This window comes from Streptomyces sp. NPDC088387, assembly GCF_044753385.1.
Taxonomy (GTDB): Bacteria; Actinomycetota; Actinomycetes; order Streptomycetales; family Streptomycetaceae; genus Streptomyces.
In genome coordinates this window covers 64,903-84,649 of the sequence record NZ_JBIVNC010000013.1, presented here as the reverse complement: position 1 = coordinate 84,649, position 19,747 = coordinate 64,903, and the positions used below count along the sequence as shown (strand labels likewise).

Below are 19,747 nucleotides of genomic sequence, written 5' to 3'. Positions count from 1 at the left end.
TTCATCCGGCCACTCCGTCGGCACTTGTCCGTAAGTGGCACGATCCGGCGCCGTAATGACCGTATGGGAGGGGAACGATGTCCCAGAAGAGAACCTACGCCGCGCTCACGGTGCTGTCCCTTGCAGCGGGGACGCTGGCCGGCGGCGGTGTGGCGAGCGCCGACCAACGGGCGGGCGCGGAGCACGGATCGAAGCGCACCGCGTTCCAGCGCACCGCGACCTACCCGGTGTTCCAGAACCGGCCGGCCGGCGAGGACCCGTCCACGCAGACCGTGGCGGAGATCTCCGCGGTCAGCGAGGACGGCCGCACCCTCGTCTACACCGACGCGGCGGCCCGGCGGATCGGCTTCCTGGACATCGGCGACCCCGACCGTCCGCGCGGGCTCGGAACGCTGTCGCTGGCCCAGCTCGGTGACACCGAGGACGAGCCGACCTCCGTGTCCGTGGTCGGCCAGTACGTCCTGGTCGTGGTGAACACCAGCGCCGACCACACCACTCCCTCGGGCCGGCTCGACGTGATCTCGCTGCGGGACCGCAAGCGGGTGGCGACCTTCGACCTCGGTGGCCAGCCCGACTCCGTCACGATCAGCAAGGACAAGCGGTACGCCGCCATCGCGATGGAGAACGAGCGCGACGAGGAGGCCACCCCGCCCGGCGGGGAGGAGGGCGACCTGCCGCAGGCGCCCGGCGGCTTTGTGCAGATCATCGACCTCAAGGGCGGTTCGTCCCCGAAGGGTTGGCGTCTGCGGCCGGTCGCGCTGACGAAGGACGACGGTGGCGCGCTGCCCGCGCTGACCGCCGCCGGCATCACCGAGCCGACCGATCCGGAACCGGAGTACGTCTCGGTCAACAGCCGCAACCAGCTCGTCGTCACACTCCAGGAGAACAACGGCATCCTCCTGATCGACCTGCCGACCGGCCGGATCACCAAGGCCTTCAGCGCGGGTACGGCGACCGTGGACGGCATCGACACGGTCGAGGACGGCTCGATCGACCTGACCGGCTCGATCACCGACGTGCCGCGCGAGCCGGACGCGGTCGGCTGGATCGACGACCGTTACCTCGCGACCGCCAACGAGGGCGACTGGCACGGCGGCACCCGCGGCTGGTCCGTCTTCGACAGCCGGACCGGCAAGGTGGTCTGGGACGCGGGCAACAGCTTCGAGCGGCTCGCCGTGAAGTACGGGCTCTTCAACGACGACCGCTCCGAGAACAAGGGCACCGAGCCCGAGGGCCTCGCGATCGCCGAGTACAACGGCGTCCGCTACGCCTTCGTCGGCTCCGAGCGCAGCAACTTCGTCGCCGTCTACGACATCAGCCGGCCGACCCACCCGGTCTTCCGGCAGATCCTGCCCACCACCAACGGCCCCGAGGGGCTGCTGCCGATCCCGTCGCGGGGCCTGCTCGCGGTCTCCAGCGAGGAGGACGACGCCGAGGTCGGCGTACGGGCGTCGGTGAGTCTCTTCCGTGTGGGCAGGGGCACCCCCGGGTTCCCGGGCATCGTCTCCGCCGACGACTCCACCGGCACGCCGATCGGCTGGGGTGCGCTCGGGGCACTGTCGGCCGTACCCGGCCGGTCGCACCAGCTGTACAGCGTCACCGACGCCGCGTACACGCCCACCCGGATCCTGACCGTGGACGCGGCACGGCAGCCGGCGCTCATCACCCGGGCGCTCACCGTCAAGGACGCGCAGGGGCAGCCCGTCGGCTACGACGCGGAGGGCATCTACGCCCGGCCGCAGGGCGGTTACTGGCTCGCCGTCGAGGGCAAGACGGGCACCGGCAACCAGCTGGTCCGTCTCGACCGCGACGGGGTGACCCGGCAGACCGTCTCCCTGCCGACCGACGTGGCCGCGGGCCTCGGCGGCCAGGGCTTCGAAGGGGTCACCGGCACCACCGACAAGAACGGTCGCGAGATCCTCTGGGTCGCGCTTCAGCGCGAGGTCAGGACCGACCCGGCGGGAATCGTCCGGCTCGGCCGCTACGACGTCGGGGCGGGCACCTGGAGCTTCTACGGCTACCGGCTCGACTCCACCACCACACCGGGTGACTGGATCGGTCTCTCCGAGATCACCGTCGTCGGGGAGAAGCTCGCCGTGATCGAACGCGACAAGCTCAACGGCCCGGCCGCGAAGATCAAGCGGATCTACACGGTCGACCTGCCGAAGTCGGCCGCCAAGCCGGGCACCCTGCCCGTGCTGCCCAAGAAGCTCGCCCACGACGTCCTGCCCGACCTGCGGGAGACCAACGGCTGGACGCAGGAGAAGCTGGAGGGGCTGACGGTGGCGGGCGACGGCGAGGTGTACGCTGTCACCGACAACGACGGCCTGGACAACGCCACCGGTGAGACGGTCTTCCTGGACCTCGGCTCCGACCGGAGGATCTTCGGCCGCCGCGGCTGACGTGTCGCGCGGGTGCCCCGGCCGCGCCGGGGCACCCGCTAATTCGTTTGCCGCCCGGCTGCCCGGTCGGATAGGAAACGAGCATGCTGAGCGGCAAGAAAGTCGGGCTGAGGGCCCGGCACGAGGAAGACATCCCGACCCTGCAAGCCGAGCTCTACGACGACGTGGTCAACTCCTCACGTGCGGACAGCCGGCCGTGGCGGCCCACCACCCCCGGCCTGAAGAACTCGCCGCTCGTGGTGGACCGCAAGGAGGAGGGCCATGTCCCTTTCTCCGTGGTGGAGTTGGCGGGCGGCACGCTGATCGGCACCGCGACGCTGTGGGGCATCGACACCCACAACCGGACCGCACATGTCGGACTGGGCCTGCTGCCCGCCGCCCGCGGCAAGGGCTACGGCACCGACGTCGTCGCGGTGATGTGCCACTACGGCTTCGTCGTACGCAGCCTGCACCGGCTCCAGATCGAGACGCTGTCGGACAACGCCGCGATGCTGGGCGCGGCCGAGCGCAACGGCTTCGTCCGCGAGGGTGTGCTGCGCTCGTCGGCCTGGGTGATGGGCGAGTTCCTCGACGAGGTACTGCTCGGGCTCCTCGTCGAGGAATGGAAGTCCGACCCGAAGGCCTGACCCTGCGGCAATCGTCGACACGATCTTCCTGACCCTGGTGCGCCGACCGCGCCCCGGGATGTGCCGCGGATCTACAGCCGGCGTTCCGCGACGGTCTCGCCGTCGATCACCTCGCCGGTCACCCGGAAGCCGAGCCGTGTGTAGAAGGGTTCCGGTCCGCCCTCTCCCGGCTGCCAGGACACCCACAGCTTCTCCTGGCCGCGGCGCCGGGCCTCGGCGCACACGGCCTCGACGGCGAAGCTGCCGTAGCCCTGTCCCTGCCGGTCCGCGGCGATGTTCAGCCGCCACAGATAGTTGCGGTACGGCTCCACGACGTGTGCGGGGTCGAAACCGGCCATGACGAATCCGACCAGCTGGTCGCCGTCGAGGACCACCCGGGGCCAGGCGACGTCTCCATATGCGTATGCCTCCGCGAGTGAGATGACGACAGGGTCGACGAACCGTTCCTGATCGGGCCGTACACGCAGGCGGCGCGCCGCGTCGACGTTCTCCGGTGTGATCTCCGCCAGGCGCAGGGTCGAACTCACGGCTTCCGCCTCCCGCTCAGGTCGCCGACCCGCTCGGCCAGGCGCGTGTGGTGTTCCGGGGCCGCCGTTCCCGCGCGGACGGCTCCCTCCAGCAGGCGCAGGGCCTCGGTCTGTAAGTCGATGTCCGGACAGTAGTAGGCGATGTGCCAGGCGAATTGAGCCGCCTCCTCGCCCACGAGTGTGTGACCCGGCCATCCGTGCTCGCCCATGATGGCCCGCAGCACCTCGACGTTCTCCTCGAACACCTTCGCCACGACACCGGCCGACACGGCGGTGTTCGGGACGGCGTGACTGACCTCCTCGGCGCGCCACTTGCACCTCAGGAGGTCGAGGCCGACATCGCGGCGCAGTGGTCCCCGGTCCGGCCGTCGTGGATCGCGTCTGCTCATCCGTACTCCCCCGTCATGCCCGTACGCGTGGACCACATCCGCCTCACCGCAGGCCCAGTGCGACGGTGGACACGCGCGCGCGGAGCACCCCCGTGGCCCGCCCGCGCGGTCCGCCGTATCCCCTGCACCCCGCAACTGCACTGTGGCCTGCGGTGAGTTAGACATACTCAACGGGTTGCGTACGAAGATTGCAAGGTACAAAGTATGCAGTGTCCGCAGGTTGAGGAAAGTGCCGGAAGGGGATTCCGTGGCTCGCGAGAGGTCTGGCAGGACCGTCGCGCACCTCGTTCTCGCCACCCGGCTCAAAACCCTGCGTGAGTCCGCCGGAATGACCCGCGGGGAGGCCGCCGAGGCCCTCGGGGCCCACGCCGCGACGGTCCGCCGTATCGAACTGGCCGAGACGTCCCTGGACGAGGGTCAGATCCACACCCTGCTGACGGCCTACGGGGCGGGCACCGCCGAGATCGAGGAGTTCCTCGGGCACCTCACCACGGCCAATCTCCCGGGGTGGTGGCATCCGTGGCGATCCGTCATGGACGCGTGGCAGCTCGACCTGATGAGTGTGGAGTCCGCGGCCCGCATCATCCGGGTGTGGGAACCGGCCCTCGTGCCCGCCCTGCTGCGCACACCGTCCTACGCCCGCGCCGTCGACGACGTCCGCAGGCCCGACCTCTCCCCCGCCGACCGGGACCGGCGCGCCGAGCTGCTCATCGAGCGCCAGAAGCGCCTGCGGGACCGCAACACCCGTATCTGGGCCGTCATGTCGGCGGCGGCGCTCGGTGTCTCCGTGGGCGGCGAGGCGGTGATGCTCGAACAGCGGCAGGCGCTGAGGGCCGCCGTCGAGCGCACGGACGTGAATCTTCAGGTTCATCCGCCGGGACGGTTCCACGCCATGACCGGCATGCCGACCGTCACCCTCTACCGGGTCGACGTGCCGGAGATCCCCGACCACGTGGTCCGTGAAGGAGGACTGCCCGGAACCGCCGAAGTCTCCAACACCCTTCAGCTGGTGACGAAGTACCGCATGCTGCTCGACCACGTCTCCGTCACCGCACCTCACCCCGCCAAGTCGAAGGAAGCACTGGCATGACCGAACCGACCCCCACGTCCCCCCAGATCGACACGACCGTCGCCCACAGCGCGCGCGTGTGGAACTACTGGCTGGGCGGCAAGGACCACTACCCCGCCGACCAGGCAGCCGGTGACGCCTACAGCAGCAAGTACCCGAGGATCGTGCCGTTCGCCGGAGAGTCCCGGGACTTCCTGCGCCGCACCACCACCTACCTGGCCAAGGAAGCCGGCATCCGCCAGTTCATCGACCTGGGTGCCGGGCTGCCCACCAGCAACAACACCCATGAGGTCGCCCAGCGGATAGCGCCCGACTGCCGCGTGGTCTACCTCGACCACGACCCGATCGTGCTGCTCCACGTCCACGCCCTGCTCACCAGCACCCCCGAGGGCGCCACCGCCTACGTCCAGGCCGACATGCGGGACACCGAGGCCGTCCTGGCGGGCGCGGCCGAGACACTGGACATGACCCGGCCGATCGCCCTGGTCATCAGTGACGTACTGGGCCACATCGTGGACTGGGACGAGGCCCGCGGTCTGGTCCGCCGGCTCGTCGACCAGCTTCCCGCGGGCAGCTATCTGTCGCTGAGTCACTCCACCGCGGCGGACGAGGAGCACCAGGCGGTGCAGGACGAGTACAACAACTCCGGGGCGATTCCCTACGTCTTCCGTGAACCGTCGGTGGCCATCCAGCTCTTCGAGGGCACCGAGCTCATCGAGCCCGGATTCACCAGCTGGCCGCGCTGGCGCCCGGACGCGAACACCGGCCGCCTCACCGACCGCGCGGGCTGGGGCGGAGTGGCCCGCATATCATGACGCCGGGCAGTGGGGTGTCCGGGTCCGCCTCTCCGCTTCAGGTGACCCGGTATCAGATGGTGCGACGCCTCACCCGCGCCGCGGCGCACTCGGACGCCCAGCTGATCGCCGAGTCGGCGGCCCTCGCCGAGGGCTGGGCGGTCCTGGTGGACCTCATGGGCGGCGTCCTGTGCGGCACGCCTCACACGGCCGGGCCCGAGGGGGTCCGGGCCGCCGCACACCCTCAGGCCCACCCGCACCTGACGGTCCGCAAGATGACCGGAGCGGTCCTCGTCATCTGCCCCGGCACGGCGACCCCCTCCTCCCGCGTCGACCTGGTCGCGCGCACGACCGTCGACCTGCTCCGCATGCGGGCCCGGGTCCGTCGGGCGGAGGACACGCACCACGCCGAACAGCGGCTGCACACCGCCGTGTTGCAGCTCCTGCTCAGCGGCCGGCCGCACCTGGCCACGGACGTGCTGGGCGGTGCCGCCATCACGCACGCCACGGTGTTCCGGCTGGCCGGGCAGTCGGCGCACGACGCGTACCAGGCGCACTGGCGGGCGGCGCAGCCCAGCGCGTTCCCCGGTGACCACCGCGCGCTCGTGTGTGTGGAGGGCAACGAGCTGGTCATCGTGGCGCTCCACGGCATCGGCGACGACCGTCACCCGGCCCGTACGCTCGCCATGCGGATCGCCGACCGCTACCAACTGGCGGGCGGGGTCTCGGATCCGCTGCCGCTGGACATGGCGGCCACCGCGTGGGCCGAGGCCGGCAACGCGCGGCACGGTGCGTCCGTCGGCAGTCTGACCTCGGCGACGCTGCTGGGATCGCGGGGGCTGCTGCGTGCCGTTCCCGCGCATCGGCTGGCGGTATGGTCGGCGGCGGTCCTCGGCCCCCTGGACCGTGAGCAGCACAGGACGCTGGAGGCCTGTCTGCGGTCGGGTTCCGCGCACGCCGCGGCCTCGGTCCTCACCGTGTCGGAGGGCACGGTACGCACACGGCTGCGCGGCATCGGCTCGCTGCTCGCCGCCGACCTGGACGACCCCACCGTGCAGGCCCAGCTCCTGCTGGCGGTACGGGCCCCGACCCCGACCGGGGACGTCACCCCGGCCAGGCGACTTGTCCCCCACCCCCCGCTGCCGGCCGATCTGCTCCAGCCGGAGCAGGCGCATCGATGGGCCTCGGAGCTGCTCAAGCCCCTGGGCCAGCCGCTGCGTATCGCCCTTCGCTGCTGGCTCCGGCACCGTGGCCGTACGGCCCCCGCCGCCGCCGAGCTGAACCTGAGCCGCAGCACCCTCACCGACTGGCTGGGCAGATGCGAGCGGACACTCTCCCTCGACCTGTCCTCCGCGACCGTACGGGCGGAACTCCATCTGGCGGCCGAGACCGTCGCGACGCCCGAGGACGTCCCGGAGCTGCTGCCCCGGCGAGGGGGCAGGACGTATCGCGGCGGGCGGACCTGAAGGCAGGTGTGGGGCGTCAGGCCGGCCGTTCCCGGAGGGCCGCGCGTGCCGGCAGGGTGACTGCGAGAAGGGCCAGGCCGGCCGCGGTGGCGGCGAAGGACGCGTACACGAGTGGGGGTACGTACGGGTCCTCGCCGGTCAGGCCGCGCACCATCGGGATCAGGGTGGCCGCGGCGATGGCCGTGCCCAGGACAATGCCGGCCGCGGCCACCAGCAGGCCCTCCCAGCGCAGCATCTCCATGACCTGGCGCCGGGTGGCGCCGACGAGGCGGAGCATGCCGAGTTCGCGGCGGCGGTCGAGGACCGTCATCACCAGCGTGTTGACGGCGGCGACGGCGGCGAAACCGCCCAGGACCGCGGCCATCGTGTAGTTGGCCCACGCGTTGAGTTCGCGGTCGGTGGTCTGTTCGACGGCGTAACCGTCCGTGCCGGTCACCCGGCCGAGCGGGGTGAGCGCCTGCCGGGTTCCGCCGCGCACCAGCAGTGTGGTGTCGAAGGGCGACGTGACGTGGCCGGCCAGGGACGCGCGGTCCATGGTCACCGCCGCGAGGCCGAGCCCGCGGCCGTACACGGCGACGATCTCCGGGCTGGTCCTGGTGCCGTCCGGGAGGTACATGGGCAGTCTGTCGCCGACCTCGACGTGCGCCGACGTGGCGAGCGTCCGGTCGATGGCGACCCGGCCCCTGCCCACCCGGTCCAGGCTGCCGCTGCGCACATCGAGATCCTGCACCTCCGCGAGCTGCGCGCCGGTGCCCGAGATGCCCTGGGTGGATGAACCCTGGAGCCACCGGTCGCCGCCCGAGCCGACGGGTACGAGCACCTGTGTGTCGAGCAGCCCTACGGCCGCCTCGACGCCGGGTGCGCGGGCCGCCCGGTCGACGGCCCCGGTGAAGAGCCCGGCGGGGTTGGTGACGACGTGGTCGGCGATGACACCCGCGCGCAACTGCCGCTCGGCGACATGGCTTTCGCTCGTGTGCATAAAGGCCAGCGTCGAGGCGAAGGCCATGGCCAGCACGATCGGGGTGATCGCGGACGCCAGACGGCGGGCGTTCGTACGGGAGTTGGCGGCGGCCAGCTCGGCGGCGGCGCCGCGGCCACGCAGCGGCAGCCCGAACAGCGCGGCACACAGCCGTGCCACCAGCGGACCAAGCAGCGCGACGGCGAGCATGAACAGCATCACGACACCGAGGGCGGCGTTGGCCGCGTCGTCCCCGGCCGCACGTGCGGCGACGACGCTGAGGAACCCGCCGCCGGCGAGGGCGGCCAGGCCCAGCACCGTCCGGATCACTCCCGGCCGCAGCCGCTCCACCGACGCCTCGGCGAGCGCCTGTCCCGGCTTGATCCTCGCGGGCCGGCGTCCTGCCGCCCAGCCCGCGACGAGCGCGGTCAGCAGCCCGGCGCCGACGGCGACGACGAGCGGGATCCAGGAGACGTGCAGTTCCACGGGTTCCGGGACGGCTCCGCGGTCCTGCAACTGCCCGAACCACCAGTGCGCGAGGGCTGTGCCGGGCAGGCAGCCGACCAGTCCGGCGAGTGGTGCGACGAGCAGCGCCTCGGTGGCGACCGCCCGGCGGATCTGGCGTGGTGTGGCGCCGACCGCACGCAACAGGGCGAACTCCCTGGCTCGTTGGGCGACGGACAGGGCGATCGTGCCGGACGCGGTGAACACGGCGACCACGGCGGCGATCCCGCCGAAGGAGCCGCCCAGTCCGGTCAGTGTCTCTTTGGCGTACCCGAGACCGCGGTCCTCGACGGCACCGCGCCCGTCGCCGGTGTGCACGTCGGCGCCGCTGCCGGCGAGGGCCTTCTTGACGTCGGCGGCCAGGGATTCGGTGTCCACTCCGTCCTTCGCCAGTACGGCGATGGCGTCGGCCTTGCCCGGGTGCCCGGCGAGCGCGGGTGACTCGGCGTCCGCGAACCAGCCGGTGGCACCGTCGGTCACGTCACCGGATCCGGCCCGCGCGAGCCCGGACACGCGGAAGTCGGCGCGCCCCAGGGCGGTTTCGAGCGCGACGGTGTCGCCGACACCTGCCCGCGCGGCCCGTGCGGCGGCGGCGTCGAGCACCACCTCGCCGCGTCCGGGCGCGGTTCCGGAGGTGAGTGCGGCGCCGGTGAAGGTGTGCGACCCCCAGCCGTGGCCCGTCAGCGCGTCCGCGGGTCCGCCTGCGTCCTGGCGTACCGGGAACGTGAGGTCCGGCACCGCCGCCCGCACGCCGGGCACACGGACCGCCTTGGCCACGAGCGCGGTGTCGACCCGCGCGGTGTCCGGCAGCAGGTTCGCCGTCTCGGAGCGGCTGTCGCCACTCCCCGTCACCAGGCGGGCGTACTGGTCCGCCGCCAGGACGACCGGTGCCTGCGCGTACCGCTGCGCCGGAACCGAGGCGCGGGCGCCCGTCTCCAGGAGGATGCCGCAGGCCGAGACGATCAGCGCCGACATCATCAGCGCGACGAAGGTGCCGGCGAACGAGGCGGGCTTGAAGCGCACGGCCGCGCGGGCAAGGCCGTTGGGGGCGAGGCGCCTCACGCCGCGGCCCCCGCCATCGCACCCTGCCGGGCGGTGAGGGCGGCCATGTGCGTGGCGATCCGGTCCGCCGAACCGCCGTCGACTCCGCCGGCGAAGACGCCGTCCGCGAGGAAGAGCACACGGTCGGCCCAGGCGGCCGCCGTGGGATCGTGGGTGACCATGACGACGGTGGCGCCGAGGGTGTCCACGGCGTGCCGGAGCAGGCCGAGGATCTCGGCGGCGGTGCCGGTGTCGAGGGCGCCGGTGGGTTCGTCGGCGAAGATGACGTCGGGGCTGGTGACCAGCGCCCGGGCGATGGCGACGCGCTGTTGCTGGCCGCCGGAGAGTTCACCCGGCCTGCGCTTCGCCTTGCCGGCGAGGCCGACCTGCGCGAGCACGGTGTCCGACCGGCGGCGGTCCTGGCGCTGCCCGGCGAGGCGCATCGGAAGCAGCACGTTCTGCTCCACGGTGAGGGACGGCAGCAGGTTGAACGCCTGGAAGACAAAGCCCAGGCGGCTGCGGCGCAACTCGGTGAGCCGGTTCTCGCGCAGACCGGTGATCTCCGTACCTCCGAGGCGCACGGAGCCGGACGACGGCCGGTCGAGCCCGGCGGCGCATTGCAGGAACGTGGACTTGCCGGAGCCGGACGGGCCCATGACCGCGGTGAACGAGCCGCGCGGCAGGGCCAGATCGATACCGGCGAGGGCGTGTACGGCGCCGGCGCCGCGGCCGTACTGCCGCCGGACACCACGCAGTTCGACGGCCGGACCGGATGCGCCGCCGACAGCCGGACCGGATGCGTCCTTAATGTCCGGCCGGTCGTCCGCCCGCTGTCCCTTACCGCCGCCACCGCCGCGCAGCCTCATGTCCGTCCCCTCGTGATCCTTCGAGCCGATACCTCGAAGTTACGGATCACGGGTCGCCGCCGACCATGGCGGCTGCTGGCGGATCCGGGGTGGGGATAACCCGAGGCCGGACGGCGGCCACGCACCGGGGCCCGGCAGCAGCGCGGCGATCAGAGGAGCTTCTCCATGGTGATCGGCAGGTCGCGGACGCGTGTTCCGGTCGCGTGGTGCACCGCGTTGGCGATGGCCGCCGCCGCGCCGATCACACCCAGTTCGCCGATCCCGCGGGCGCCGACCGGGCTGACGTCGGTGTCGGGGTGGTCGAGGAAGTGGACGTCGATCGGCGGGACGTCCGCGTTGACCGCCACCATGTAGTCGGCGAGGTTGGCGTTGGCGATACGGCCGCTGTGGGTCTCCAGGTGGGCGTCCTCCAGGAACGCCTGGCCGAGCCCCCAGACGACTCCGCCGATGATCTGGCTGCGGGCGGTCTTCTCGCTGATGATGCGGCCGGCGTCGACCACGCTCACGAACCGGGCGAGCCGGGGTTCGCGTGTCCAGCGGTTGACCCTGACCTCGCAGAAGTGCGCGGAGAAGGACTGGAAGGAGACGTCGCTCTCGGCCGGTGCCTCCGGTGTCGTCGCCACCGCCGCCACGGTCGAGGTCGCCGTCCGCGCGAGCAGTTCGGTGAACCGCATCGAGCGGCCGTTCCCGGACAGGGTGCCGTCGCGGTAGCGCATGTCGCCGGTGGGCATGCCGTGGAACGGCGAGCGCGGCTGTGTGACGGCGTGCTCGACGAGGGCGTCGACGGCGGCCCGGGCCGCCGGGCCCACGGCGGGGGCCACGCCGGCGGTCCCCTCGGAGCCGATCGCGCCGGCGGCGGAGGCCTCGGTGGTGGGCAGGGTGGAGTCGCCGAGCTCCGTCCTGATCCGGGACAGGGGCAGCCCGAGCGTGTCGGACGCCATGACCGCCAGGACCGTACGCATACCCGTGCCGATGTCGGCGTTGGCGGTGCCGACGGACGCCGTGCCGTCGCGGTGGAACACGACCCGCACGCTCACGCTCTGGGCCGGTGCCGAGCCCAGGCCGGAGGTGGCCATGCCCAGGCCCACCAGCCAGTCGCCGTCCTCCGTGGTGCCGGGCGGGGCGGCACGGCGGTGCCAGCCGATACGGTCGGCGCCGATGCGGTAGCACTCCTCCAGGTGGTTGCTCGACCAGGGCAGGCCCTCGCCGGGATGGACGTCGGCGAAGTTGCGGCGGCGGATCTCCAGCGGGTCGATGCCCAGTTCCACCGCGAGTTCGTCGATCGCGCACTCCAGGCCGAAGGAGCCCGGCTGTTCGGCCGGGGCCCGCATGATCGTGACCGGTGGGATGTTGAGCTTGAGGGTGTGGTTGCGGGCGGCGACGTTCGGCACGCGGTAGGTGCGCAGCGACGCTGCGGCGGGTGCCTCGAAGCCGTTGCCGACGACCGAGCCGCGGCAGTAGCCGTCGTGCCGGATGACGTGGAGCCGTCCGTCCCGGTCCGAGCCGAGCCGAACGGTCTGGATCGACGCGGCGCGGTGTCCGGTCACGGTGTACAGCTGCTCCCGGCTGACCACGACCTTGACCGGGCGGTTCAGCGCGCGGGCCGCGGCGGCGGCCAGCAGGGTGGGTGACCAGGTGGTGGCCTTACCACCGAATCCGCCGCCGACGTGTGGGCTGACCACATGCACCCGGTCCGGTTCCACTCCGAGGCCGGTCGCGATCTCAACGGCGTGCAGGGCGGGGCCCTGGGTGCCGGTGTGGATGGTGAGGGTGTCGCCGTCCCAGCGGGCGACGGCGGCGTGCGGCTCCATCGCGTTGTGGTGCTCGGCGGGCTGACGGTACGTCTGTTCCAGCCGGACCGGGCTCGCGGCCCACGCCTCCTCGACGGCCTCGGCGGAGGGTACGACCACGGAGGGTGGGTAGGTGAGTTCCTCGGCGTCGTCGAGGTTCTCCTCGAAGGACAGGTCGACGGGTTCCGCCCGGTAGTCGACGGTGATCAGCGCGGCGGCGTCGCGGGCCTGCTCGACGCTCCGCGCGAGCACCAGGCCGACGATCTGCCCGCGGTAACGCACCTCGGTGTCCTGGAGCGGCGGCCGCATCTCGCCGAAGGCGTCGGCGGCGCCGCCGGGCGACTGGGGGTGGAGCCGCAGCGGGTCGAAGGGGCTGTACACGGCGACGACGCCGGGTGCGGCCAGTGCCCGGCCGACGTTCATCGCACGGACGGTGCCGCGGGTGATGGTGCTGAGCACCAGATGGCCGTAGACCATCCGGGGCAGGACGTGGTCCGCGGCGTACTTGGCGGCTCCGGTGACCTTCTCGCGGCCGTCGACCCGGTTGACGGGGGTGCCGATGAGGCGCTGTGTCATGTCAGTTCGCCAGACTCGTCAGGGCCCGTGCGAGCGTCCTGCGCAGCAGAGCCGGTTTGAACTTGTTGTACGGGAGCGGGAGCGCCCCGTCGGCGGCGTGCTCCACCGCTCTGACGACGGCCGACTCGCGCAACGGCTGTCCGAGCAGGGCCTGTTCGACGTGGGGCAGGCGCCAGGGTTTGGTGGCCACGCCGCCGACCGCGATCCGGACGTCCCGTACGGTGCGGCCCCGCAGGTCGACGGCGACGGCGGCTGAGGTGAGCGCGAACTCGTACGACTGCCGGTCGCGGACCTTGAGATAGGTCGAGCGGCGGGCCCAGTGCAGGGACGGCACGATCACCTCCGTGAGGATCTCGCCCGGCCGCAACTGGTTCTCGACGTGCGGGGTGTCGCCCGGGACGCGGTAGAAGTCGTCGAGCCGCACGGTGCGTGAGCCCTCGCGGCCGGTCAGGACCACGGAGGCGTCCAGGGCGACCAGGGCCACCGCCAGGTCGCTGGCGTGGGTGGCGACACAGGACTCGCTCGTGCCGAGGATCGCGTGGCCGCGGTTGACGCCCTCGCGGGCCGGGCAGCCGCTGCCGGGTTCGCGTTTGTTGCAGGCCGAGGTGATGTCGCGGAAGTAGGAGCAGCGGGTGCGCTGGAGCAGGTTGCCGCCGATGCTGGCCATGTTGCGCAACTGCCCGGACGCGCTGAGCAGCAGGGCCTGGGACAGTACGGGGTAGTCCTGGACGACGGTTCGGTGGGCGGCGACGTCGCTCATCCGCTCCAGGGCCGCGATGTGCAGCGCGTCGCGGCGCGGGTGGACTCCGCGCAGGGGCAGCCGGTCGATGTCGAGGACCTTGTCCGGGGTCAGCACGTCGAGTTTCATCAGGTCGACCAGGGTGGTGCCGCCGGCCAGGTAGGCCGTGCCGGCGTCGAACCGGCGCAGTGCGTCCTCGACGCTGGTCGGGGTCGCGAAGTCGATGGGCCGCATCAGCGCGCCCCTTTCCGTACGGCGTCGACGATGTTGGGGTAGGCGCTGCACCGGCAGATGTTGCCGGACATGTGTTCGCGGATCTCCTCGTCGGTGCCGGCCCGCCCTTCCTGGACCAACCCGACGGCCGACATGACCTGGCCCGGGGTGCAGAACCCGCACTGGAGTCCGTCGCAGTCCACGAAGGCCTGCTGCATGGGGTGCAGCCGCTCGCCGTCGGCGAGTCCCTCGATGGTCGTGACCTGTTTGCCGTGCACCGAGCGGACGAGGGTGAGACACGCCAGTACCCGGCGTCCGTCGATGTGGACGGTGCACGCCCCGCACTGTCCACGGTCGCAGCCCTTTTTGGTGCCGGTGAGGGCGAGACGTTCGCGAAGGGCGTCGAGCAGGGTCACGCGTGCGTCGAGGTCCAGTTCCACGTCCCGTCCGTTGACGGTGAACCGTGTGCCGGTGTTCTGCGGGGGCGGGCCGGGGGCCGCCGTAGCCCGTCCGGTGTCGACGGTGCCGGTGACGGCGAGGGCGCCGGCCGTGCCCGCGGCGCCGGCGAGGAATCCGCGCCGTCCGACGCCCGTCGCGGCGTGGCCCGGGTCGGGGGCGGCTTCCGTACCGGGGTCGGTGAGTGGGTCTCGGTCAGGGGCGTCCACGCTGCCTCCACCATCCGTGCCGGCGCATCGTCACGAGGAGACGCGACGGCGCGTACCGGAGAGCCCTCCGGTGTTAACGACGTTGTCGGAGGCCCCTCCGCTACACAACCCTGGGCAGACGTTTACTTCCCCATTACGTTCACCCGGAGCGGTAAGTCGCTGGTCAGGCACGCGCCATGACATCTGTCACCGGCTCCTGTGACACATCACCCCGTGTCCGCGGCCCGTATCGGGCAAGGCGTGAAGTGTGGGCCCACGCACCGAAGGGCCCTCCCAGGACCCACGCAGAGGTGAGAGACCATGCCGCGCGAGATGCTGATCGTCGAAGATCTGACGCTGCTGATGATGGACGACGAGTCCGGGGCGATCGCGGGAGCCGGCACGCTCTTCTACACCCTCGGCGGTGCGGTCCTCGTGGAACTGGGGCTCGGCGGGCACATCAGGGTCGACGAGAGCGACCGCGGCCTGAACGGCCTGAAGGTGCACGCCGTAGCGGACAACCCGCCGGCGGACCCGATGCTCCGGGCGGCTCACGAGAAGGCCTCGGAGCGACCGCGCGGCGTCCAGACGCTTCTGATCGAGGTCGGCTCCGGGCTACGCGGTCCCGTGCTCGACCGGCTCGTGGAGCGGGGCCTGCTCCGCCGGGCGAGCAGGAAGACGTTCGGCCTGTTCCGCTCCACGGCCACCCGGGCCGCGGACACCCGGCACAAGGAAGCGCTCATGCAGCAGGTCCGCGCCGTCCTGGTCGACGGCGCGGACCCTGACACCCGCACTACGGCACTGATCGGTCTGCTCTCCGCCAGCGGCACCCTGCCGAGCCTGCACCGCTCCGTCCCGTGGTCGGGCGAGGTGTACAAGCGCGCGAAGAAGCTGGAGCAGGGCAGCTGGGTGGCCGAGGCCGTGAACGCCGCGGTCATGCGGACCACGGCGGCGGTCTCCGCGGGAACCGTCTCGGCCGTCACCAACTGACGCCCTCGCCGGCCGGATCCGGGCCCGCCCGCGTGAGGGGACCCAGGGGGCTCAGCTCGTGGCCCGCCGGAACCGCAGGGTGGTCTCGACCGTGGTCAGCCCGCGGATCATGCCCAACTGGTTGCCGCTCACGCCGAACTGATGACGGTCGACAGTGAACTCCCCCTCCAGCGTGAGTGCTTCGGCGTTCGAGTCGACAAGGCGCGCGATGAAGGAGAGCGGCCGGCTGACACCCCGGACGGTCAACTGCCCCACGATGTGGGCGGCATTGTCGTCGCCCAGCTCCACATTGCGGGCGACAAACGTGATCTCGGGAAAGTTGTCGGCGTCGAAGTGGTCGGCCGAGCGCAGATGGGCGTCGCGCTTGGGGTTCTTCGTGTCGAGGGAGGCGACCTCCAGGGTGAGCGTGCCGGTGGCGGACCCGTCGGGCCGCACCTCCCCCTTGCTGGCCACGCCGGTGAAGGCGCCCTTGACGGTAACCAGTCCCCACAGCGTCTTGTGACGCAGGGCGACGGTGGAAGCGCTCGCGTCGAGCTGCCAGAGCCCGGTCTCTACGGCGACGGTCATGACGTACTCCTGTCCGAGGGTCATCGATGCGCGGGGCGCGCCAGTGCACGGGACAGCACCCGGAATCCAGGTAGTCCAAAACTGGATGACAGAGCCACGCTAGCCTGTCATCCAAATCTGAACAACCATCGAGTTCAAATTTGGACAACAGGTACACTCGGTTCATGACCGACGCCGAGGAGATCCGCGCTGGCCTGCCCGCCTGTCCGTCGCTGCGTGCCGACGGACTGCTGCCGATGGAGCTGCGGGCATGGATGCTGATGCTCGCCGCGGTGGGCGCCGTGGAGCAGCAGCTGCGGGTGATCGTGAAGGAGCGGCTGGGCGTCTCCCACGACGAGTTCCTGATTCTCTGCCTGCTCGCGGAGACCTCGGAGGAGCGGCTGCGGATGACGCGTATCGCGGAGCTGCTGGGCCGCCCGAAGACGCGTCTGACCTACCAGGTCGCGTGCCTTCAGCGTGCCGGTCTGGTCACGCGCGAGTCGGTGTGCGGGGACAAGCGGGGCATCGAGGTCGCCCTCACCGACAAGGCCCGCCGGCAGCTGAAGGAGTCGTCGGAGGCCCTCGCCTCGACGGTCACCCAGAGCCTCGGCCACGTCATCGGCCCGGAGCAGCAGAGCGCCGTCGAGAGTCTGCTGCCGGGGCTCGCCACGGCCATCGAACGGTCGCGGACCGAGGGCGCGTCGGCGGCCCCGACGCCGGGGGCGACGTCGGAGCAACCGGCCACCGCCTGACCTGGCACACATTCGCCGGGCAGCTCGGCCCTACGCGCAGGCCGACGGGACCGCGACATTGGCGCGCAGGGCGGCGAGGGCGTCCGCCACGGCCGCGGTGTCCTTCGGATCATCGGCGATCCGGCCGCCGTTGACGTTGCGCAGGCTCAGTACCGGGGTCAGGAGCAACCAGGCCGCCGTATCGTCCAAGCCGGCGGCTCGGCGCACGGGGGGGTGTGCCAGCGTCGGTCGGAGGTCTCGGTCAGACAGGAGTGGTGCGCCACCGTCGGTCAGTGGTGCCGGTCCGTCAGACCGGAGTGAGGCGGCCGTCGCGAAGCCGGGTGCCCGCCTGTTTCAGGCGGTGCAGGACCGGGACCACCTCGACCTGGCGGACGGCGTCGAGGGCTCCGACCTTGGTGGTGACGTAGGAGTACAGATCGTCCATGGTGCGGCAGGTGACCGTGACCAGGAGGTTGGCGGATCCGGTGACGGCGGCGGCGAACGTGGTCTCGGGATGGGCGGAGAGGACCTCGCCGGTGGCGTCCAGTCGGCCGGGGGCGACGGTGAGCCAGAGGTAGGCGGGCGCGTGGAAGCCGAACCGCGGGTACGCCAGGTCCACGGCGATACGCAGGGTCCCGGCGGCGAGCAGTTCGTCCAGACGCGCGGAGACCCGGGACTTCGACCAGCCGCAGGCGCGGGCGAGTTCGACCACTCCGGCGCGCCCGTCGCGGGCGAGTTCGGCCATCAGCGGGTCGTCCTGCTCGCGCGGAGCCCCCGCGTCCCGGACGTCCGGGGCCACTCCGCCGACGGTGGCGCGCTGCTGCCGGTCGGAGGCGTGCAGCAGGGCTGCCTGCTCGTCGGTGAGCGGGTCGTCGAAGGCGAGCCACTTGGAGCCGCTGCCCAGGTACATGTGCATGACGGCACAGGCGCTGAAGCCGAGGACCCTGGCCGTGCGCGGCAGGCGTTGCAGGACCGATCCGCCCTGGTGGCGTGGGCCGGTGTGGGCCTGGCACACGATCTCGGAGCCACCGGAGGTGACGCTGACGTACGCGGTGTCCTCGCGGCCGGCGAGAGCGTCCGCCAGGGCGTCGGTGGCGTCGGGGCGGCACTGGACCCGGACGAACCAGGTCTGGTCGCCGGGCCGTGCGTGGCGGGGCAGGGCACGCACCCGGACCACTCCGTCGGCGACCAGTGCGCGGTAACGGCGGGCCACGGTCTGCTCGGAGACCTCGGCCACCTCGGCGATACGCCGGAAGGACGCCCGCCCGTCGCGCAGCAGGCATTGAATGATCCGCCGGTCCGTCTGATCCATGACGGAATTATAGGTATACACGGTCGGTGATCACGGAGCTTCAGCCGCGGATATGCGAAGTGGCTGGAGGCATGGACCGGGGCGGGGAGACAGTGGCGCCATGGTCCAACGCGTCGGTCCGGCCGGCCCACCGGTCTTCGCCGGGGCATCGCGCTCGTCGCCGACGAGGACGAAGCAGACCGGTGTACACCCGGGCGGTCGCCTCTGACCGGTTGGCGCGAGCACGCCCGCCGGGCGGCCGTCCGTGTTTCGTCGGACCTACGCCGCTTCCAGGCCCGCGCGCTACCCGAGCCCCGGGAGCATGTCCAGGCGGGTGATCCGGATGGCGTATCGAGGAAATGATTCCGCGGGTGACATCGGCGTACGGACACCGGATCGGGCATCGGTGGGATGGATCATGGACGCGCGCCCGGCAGTGGCTCCACCCCTGCCGTCGGCGTTCGTCCTTCCCTCATCTCTGCCTCCTCTAGGAGTTCTCTGTGCGTGCCCGTCGTCTGCTGACCAGCTCCCTCGGTGCCTTCGCCCTCACGCTCGCCTTCCTGGGCACCACCACCGCCACCGCGCCCACGGCGGCCGCCGACCCGTGCGGCTTCTTCAAGACCGGCTCCGACGCCTTCTACAACCACTGCACCTCCGACGGCTCCCGTGTCGTGATCAAGGTCGAGGTGGCCTGGGCGAGCGACTACGAGCGATGTGTGGCCCCGGGCAAGTCCTGGCTGGGCTCCGCGAGCAAGATCGACGGTGCCTATTACGTGGGCCGCACCTGCTGACGCACGGCACCCCCTGTCAGTCCCGTTCGGGGCCGCCTCCCGTCCGACGGGGGCGGCCCCGAACGGCTCTGCCGATGTGGGCCGGGTCGAGAAGGTGACCCGCGCATCAGCGCCCTGGTCAGGGCAGGCGCTCTCGCCCGCCCTCCAGCCGCTCGGCGAACGCCCGCGCGGCGGCCAGGTCGGTGTCGTTCGGCCGATGCTTGTTGATGCCGCCGACGAGCTTGAAGGGCGCCCAGGTGTCGAACGCCCGGCACGTGAACGTCCCCGCCACCTCGAAGCCCTTCCCTTCCAGGAGCCGGGCCACAGGGCGCGTGAAGGGCGCCGGCGGCAGTTCGGGGAGCCCACTGGTGGCGAACACGAACACCCGGGCCCGTCCGGCGGGCAGCGCCTTGACGCAGTCCGTCAGACGTGGGTGCAGTCTGCCGTAGAAGACTCCCGAACCGAATCCCACCAGGTCGGCCCCGGCCAGCTCCGCCGGATCGGCCTCCTCGGGTGGGACGACCTTGGCCCGCAGTACCCGAGCCATGCTGTCGGCGACTCGACGCGTGTTGCCGTGCGACACGGAGGCGCACACGATGACGGCCTTCATCCTGACGGTCCCTTCTTCGGCTCTCGGCATGCAGACACCACGGCGACGCCGAATGTGACACGGCTCGAAGCGCATCACGTCCGTGCTTGTCGCGCGGGCCACGCCGAGAGCGTCAACACCGCCCGGTTCAGGGCCCGTACGGCGTGAATCGGTGCCACGGGCAGTCGGTGGGGGCGCGTCGAAACGGCCGTAAAACCATCCGTCG

General features: G+C 71.7%; 19 protein-coding genes. 8 read left to right on the top strand and 11 right to left on the bottom strand.

Annotated features, from left to right (window positions below; translation table 11 throughout):
* Positions 1-77: 77 nt before the first annotated feature.
* Together ACIQAC_RS30140 and ACIQAC_RS30135 are read left to right on the top strand one after the other, a co-directional pair.
* On the top strand, positions 78-2,402 hold the full coding sequence (locus ACIQAC_RS30140; RefSeq protein WP_402196399.1) for an esterase-like activity of phytase family protein: 2,325 nt from the start codon (positions 78-80) through the stop codon (positions 2,400-2,402).
* 83 nt (positions 2,403-2,485) lie between these two features.
* Positions 2,486-3,028: a GNAT family N-acetyltransferase gene (locus ACIQAC_RS30135; protein WP_402196397.1), complete on the top strand. Its 543-nt coding sequence runs from the start codon at positions 2,486-2,488 to the stop codon at positions 3,026-3,028.
* A gap of 71 nt (positions 3,029-3,099) precedes the next feature.
* Here the strand turns inward: ACIQAC_RS30135 and ACIQAC_RS30130 are convergent, their stop codons facing one another.
* Positions 3,100-3,555, bottom strand: a complete 456-nt coding sequence (locus tag ACIQAC_RS30130) for a GNAT family N-acetyltransferase (protein ID WP_402196394.1) — start codon at positions 3,553-3,555, stop codon at positions 3,100-3,102.
* Positions 3,552-3,944, bottom strand: a complete 393-nt coding sequence (locus tag ACIQAC_RS30125) for a hypothetical protein (protein ID WP_402196392.1) — start codon at positions 3,942-3,944, stop codon at positions 3,552-3,554. Before ACIQAC_RS30125 ends, ACIQAC_RS30130 begins: the two co-directional genes overlap by 4 nt.
* A gap of 247 nt (positions 3,945-4,191) precedes the next feature.
* On the opposite strand from ACIQAC_RS30125, the gene ACIQAC_RS30120 reads away from it, so the two are divergent.
* The 3 genes from ACIQAC_RS30120 to ACIQAC_RS30110 are packed head-to-tail and all read left to right on the top strand — an operon-like array spanning position 4,192 to position 7,273.
* Positions 4,192-5,034, top strand: coding sequence for a DUF5753 domain-containing protein (locus ACIQAC_RS30120; RefSeq protein WP_402196389.1), 843 nt, complete (start codon positions 4,192-4,194; stop codon positions 5,032-5,034).
* Positions 5,031-5,828, top strand: a complete 798-nt coding sequence (locus tag ACIQAC_RS30115) for an SAM-dependent methyltransferase (protein ID WP_402196387.1) — start codon at positions 5,031-5,033, stop codon at positions 5,826-5,828. Before ACIQAC_RS30120 ends, ACIQAC_RS30115 begins: the two co-directional genes overlap by 4 nt.
* Before the next feature lie 56 nt (positions 5,829-5,884).
* Entirely contained in the window at positions 5,885-7,273 is a 1,389-nt protein-coding gene (locus tag ACIQAC_RS30110; protein ID WP_402196385.1) for a helix-turn-helix domain-containing protein, read from the top strand.
* A gap of 16 nt (positions 7,274-7,289) precedes the next feature.
* Here ACIQAC_RS30110 and ACIQAC_RS30105 read toward each other — a convergent pair whose 3' ends face one another.
* The 5 genes from ACIQAC_RS30105 to ACIQAC_RS30085 all read right to left on the bottom strand — a co-directional run bounded on the left by ACIQAC_RS30105 (position 7,290) and on the right by ACIQAC_RS30085 (position 14,625).
* Positions 7,290-9,797 carry an ABC transporter permease gene (locus tag ACIQAC_RS30105; protein WP_402196383.1) on the bottom strand — a complete coding sequence of 836 codons (2,508 nt, stop codon included), beginning with the start codon at positions 9,795-9,797 and terminating at the stop codon, positions 7,290-7,292.
* Positions 9,794-10,642, bottom strand: a complete 849-nt coding sequence (locus ACIQAC_RS30100; protein WP_402196380.1) for an ABC transporter ATP-binding protein — start codon at positions 10,640-10,642, stop codon at positions 9,794-9,796. Before ACIQAC_RS30100 ends, ACIQAC_RS30105 begins: the two co-directional genes overlap by 4 nt.
* A gap of 149 nt (positions 10,643-10,791) precedes the next feature.
* Positions 10,792-13,008: a xanthine dehydrogenase family protein molybdopterin-binding subunit gene (locus tag ACIQAC_RS30095; RefSeq protein WP_402196378.1), complete on the bottom strand. Its 2,217-nt coding sequence runs from the start codon at positions 13,006-13,008 to the stop codon at positions 10,792-10,794.
* Position 13,009: 1 nt separating this feature from the next.
* Entirely contained in the window at positions 13,010-13,981 is a 972-nt protein-coding gene (locus ACIQAC_RS30090; RefSeq protein ID WP_402196375.1) for an FAD binding domain-containing protein, read from the bottom strand.
* Positions 13,981-14,625, bottom strand: a complete 645-nt coding sequence (locus ACIQAC_RS30085; protein WP_402196372.1) for a (2Fe-2S)-binding protein — start codon at positions 14,623-14,625, stop codon at positions 13,981-13,983. The genes ACIQAC_RS30090 and ACIQAC_RS30085 overlap by 1 nt, the downstream gene beginning before the upstream one ends.
* Before the next feature lie 300 nt (positions 14,626-14,925).
* Here ACIQAC_RS30085 and ACIQAC_RS30080 point away from each other — a divergent pair, with 300 nt between their 5' ends.
* A complete protein-coding gene (locus ACIQAC_RS30080) occupies positions 14,926-15,594 on the top strand; it encodes a GPP34 family phosphoprotein (RefSeq protein ID WP_402196370.1) in 669 nt (222 codons plus the stop codon).
* A 51-nt stretch (positions 15,595-15,645) separates the two neighbouring features.
* Here ACIQAC_RS30080 and ACIQAC_RS30075 read toward each other — a convergent pair whose 3' ends face one another.
* The gene (locus ACIQAC_RS30075; protein WP_402196368.1) at positions 15,646-16,161 is read right to left on the bottom strand and encodes a YceI family protein; all 516 of its coding nucleotides are present in this window, start codon (positions 16,159-16,161) and stop codon (positions 15,646-15,648) included.
* Positions 16,162-16,325: 164 nt separating this feature from the next.
* On the opposite strand from ACIQAC_RS30075, the gene ACIQAC_RS30070 reads away from it, so the two are divergent.
* Entirely contained in the window at positions 16,326-16,892 is a 567-nt protein-coding gene (locus ACIQAC_RS30070; protein WP_402196366.1) for a MarR family winged helix-turn-helix transcriptional regulator, read from the top strand.
* 30 nt (positions 16,893-16,922) lie between these two features.
* Here ACIQAC_RS30070 and ACIQAC_RS30065 read toward each other — a convergent pair whose 3' ends face one another.
* Together ACIQAC_RS30065 and ACIQAC_RS30060 are read right to left on the bottom strand one after the other, a co-directional pair.
* Positions 16,923-17,060 (bottom strand): hypothetical protein, encoded by a 138-nt coding sequence (locus ACIQAC_RS30065; RefSeq protein WP_402196363.1) that lies wholly within the window; start codon positions 17,058-17,060, stop codon positions 16,923-16,925.
* Positions 17,061-17,178: 118 nt separating this feature from the next.
* On the bottom strand, positions 17,179-18,183 hold the full coding sequence (locus ACIQAC_RS30060; RefSeq protein ID WP_402196361.1) for an Lrp/AsnC family transcriptional regulator: 1,005 nt from the start codon (positions 18,181-18,183) through the stop codon (positions 17,179-17,181).
* Between the two features lie 479 nt (positions 18,184-18,662).
* Between ACIQAC_RS30060 and ACIQAC_RS30055 the strand changes: the two genes are divergently transcribed.
* Positions 18,663-18,953 (top strand): DUF6355 family natural product biosynthesis protein, encoded by a 291-nt coding sequence (locus tag ACIQAC_RS30055; RefSeq protein WP_402196360.1) that lies wholly within the window; start codon positions 18,663-18,665, stop codon positions 18,951-18,953.
* A gap of 118 nt (positions 18,954-19,071) precedes the next feature.
* Here ACIQAC_RS30055 and ACIQAC_RS30050 read toward each other — a convergent pair whose 3' ends face one another.
* Positions 19,072-19,542 (bottom strand): flavodoxin family protein, encoded by a 471-nt coding sequence (locus tag ACIQAC_RS30050; protein WP_402196358.1) that lies wholly within the window; start codon positions 19,540-19,542, stop codon positions 19,072-19,074.
* Between the last annotated feature and the right edge of the window lie 205 nt (positions 19,543-19,747).

Excerpts from the sequence above, each read along its gene's own strand:
- ACIQAC_RS30140 (WP_402196399.1), top strand. The coding sequence starts at position 78 with ATGTCCCAGAAGAGAACCTACGCCGCGCTCACGGTGCTGTCCCTTGCA.
- ACIQAC_RS30135 (WP_402196397.1), top strand. The coding sequence starts at position 2,486 with ATGCTGAGCGGCAAGAAAGTCGGGCTGAGGGCCCGGCACGAGGAAGAC.
- ACIQAC_RS30125 (WP_402196392.1), bottom strand. The coding sequence starts at position 3,944 with ATGAGCAGACGCGATCCACGACGGCCGGACCGGGGACCACTGCGCCGC.
- ACIQAC_RS30115 (WP_402196387.1), top strand. The coding sequence starts at position 5,031 with ATGACCGAACCGACCCCCACGTCCCCCCAGATCGACACGACCGTCGCC.
- ACIQAC_RS30110 (WP_402196385.1), top strand. The coding sequence starts at position 5,885 with ATGGTGCGACGCCTCACCCGCGCCGCGGCGCACTCGGACGCCCAGCTG.
- ACIQAC_RS30100 (WP_402196380.1), bottom strand. The coding sequence starts at position 10,642 with ATGAGGCTGCGCGGCGGTGGCGGCGGTAAGGGACAGCGGGCGGACGAC.
- ACIQAC_RS30095 (WP_402196378.1), bottom strand. The coding sequence starts at position 13,008 with ATGACACAGCGCCTCATCGGCACCCCCGTCAACCGGGTCGACGGCCGC.
- ACIQAC_RS30090 (WP_402196375.1), bottom strand. The coding sequence starts at position 13,981 with ATGCGGCCCATCGACTTCGCGACCCCGACCAGCGTCGAGGACGCACTG.
- ACIQAC_RS30080 (WP_402196370.1), top strand. The coding sequence starts at position 14,926 with ATGCCGCGCGAGATGCTGATCGTCGAAGATCTGACGCTGCTGATGATG.
- ACIQAC_RS30075 (WP_402196368.1), bottom strand. The coding sequence starts at position 16,161 with ATGACCGTCGCCGTAGAGACCGGGCTCTGGCAGCTCGACGCGAGCGCT.
- ACIQAC_RS30070 (WP_402196366.1), top strand. The coding sequence starts at position 16,326 with ATGACCGACGCCGAGGAGATCCGCGCTGGCCTGCCCGCCTGTCCGTCG.
- ACIQAC_RS30060 (WP_402196361.1), bottom strand. The coding sequence starts at position 18,183 with ATGGATCAGACGGACCGGCGGATCATTCAATGCCTGCTGCGCGACGGG.
- ACIQAC_RS30050 (WP_402196358.1), bottom strand. The coding sequence starts at position 19,542 with ATGAAGGCCGTCATCGTGTGCGCCTCCGTGTCGCACGGCAACACGCGT.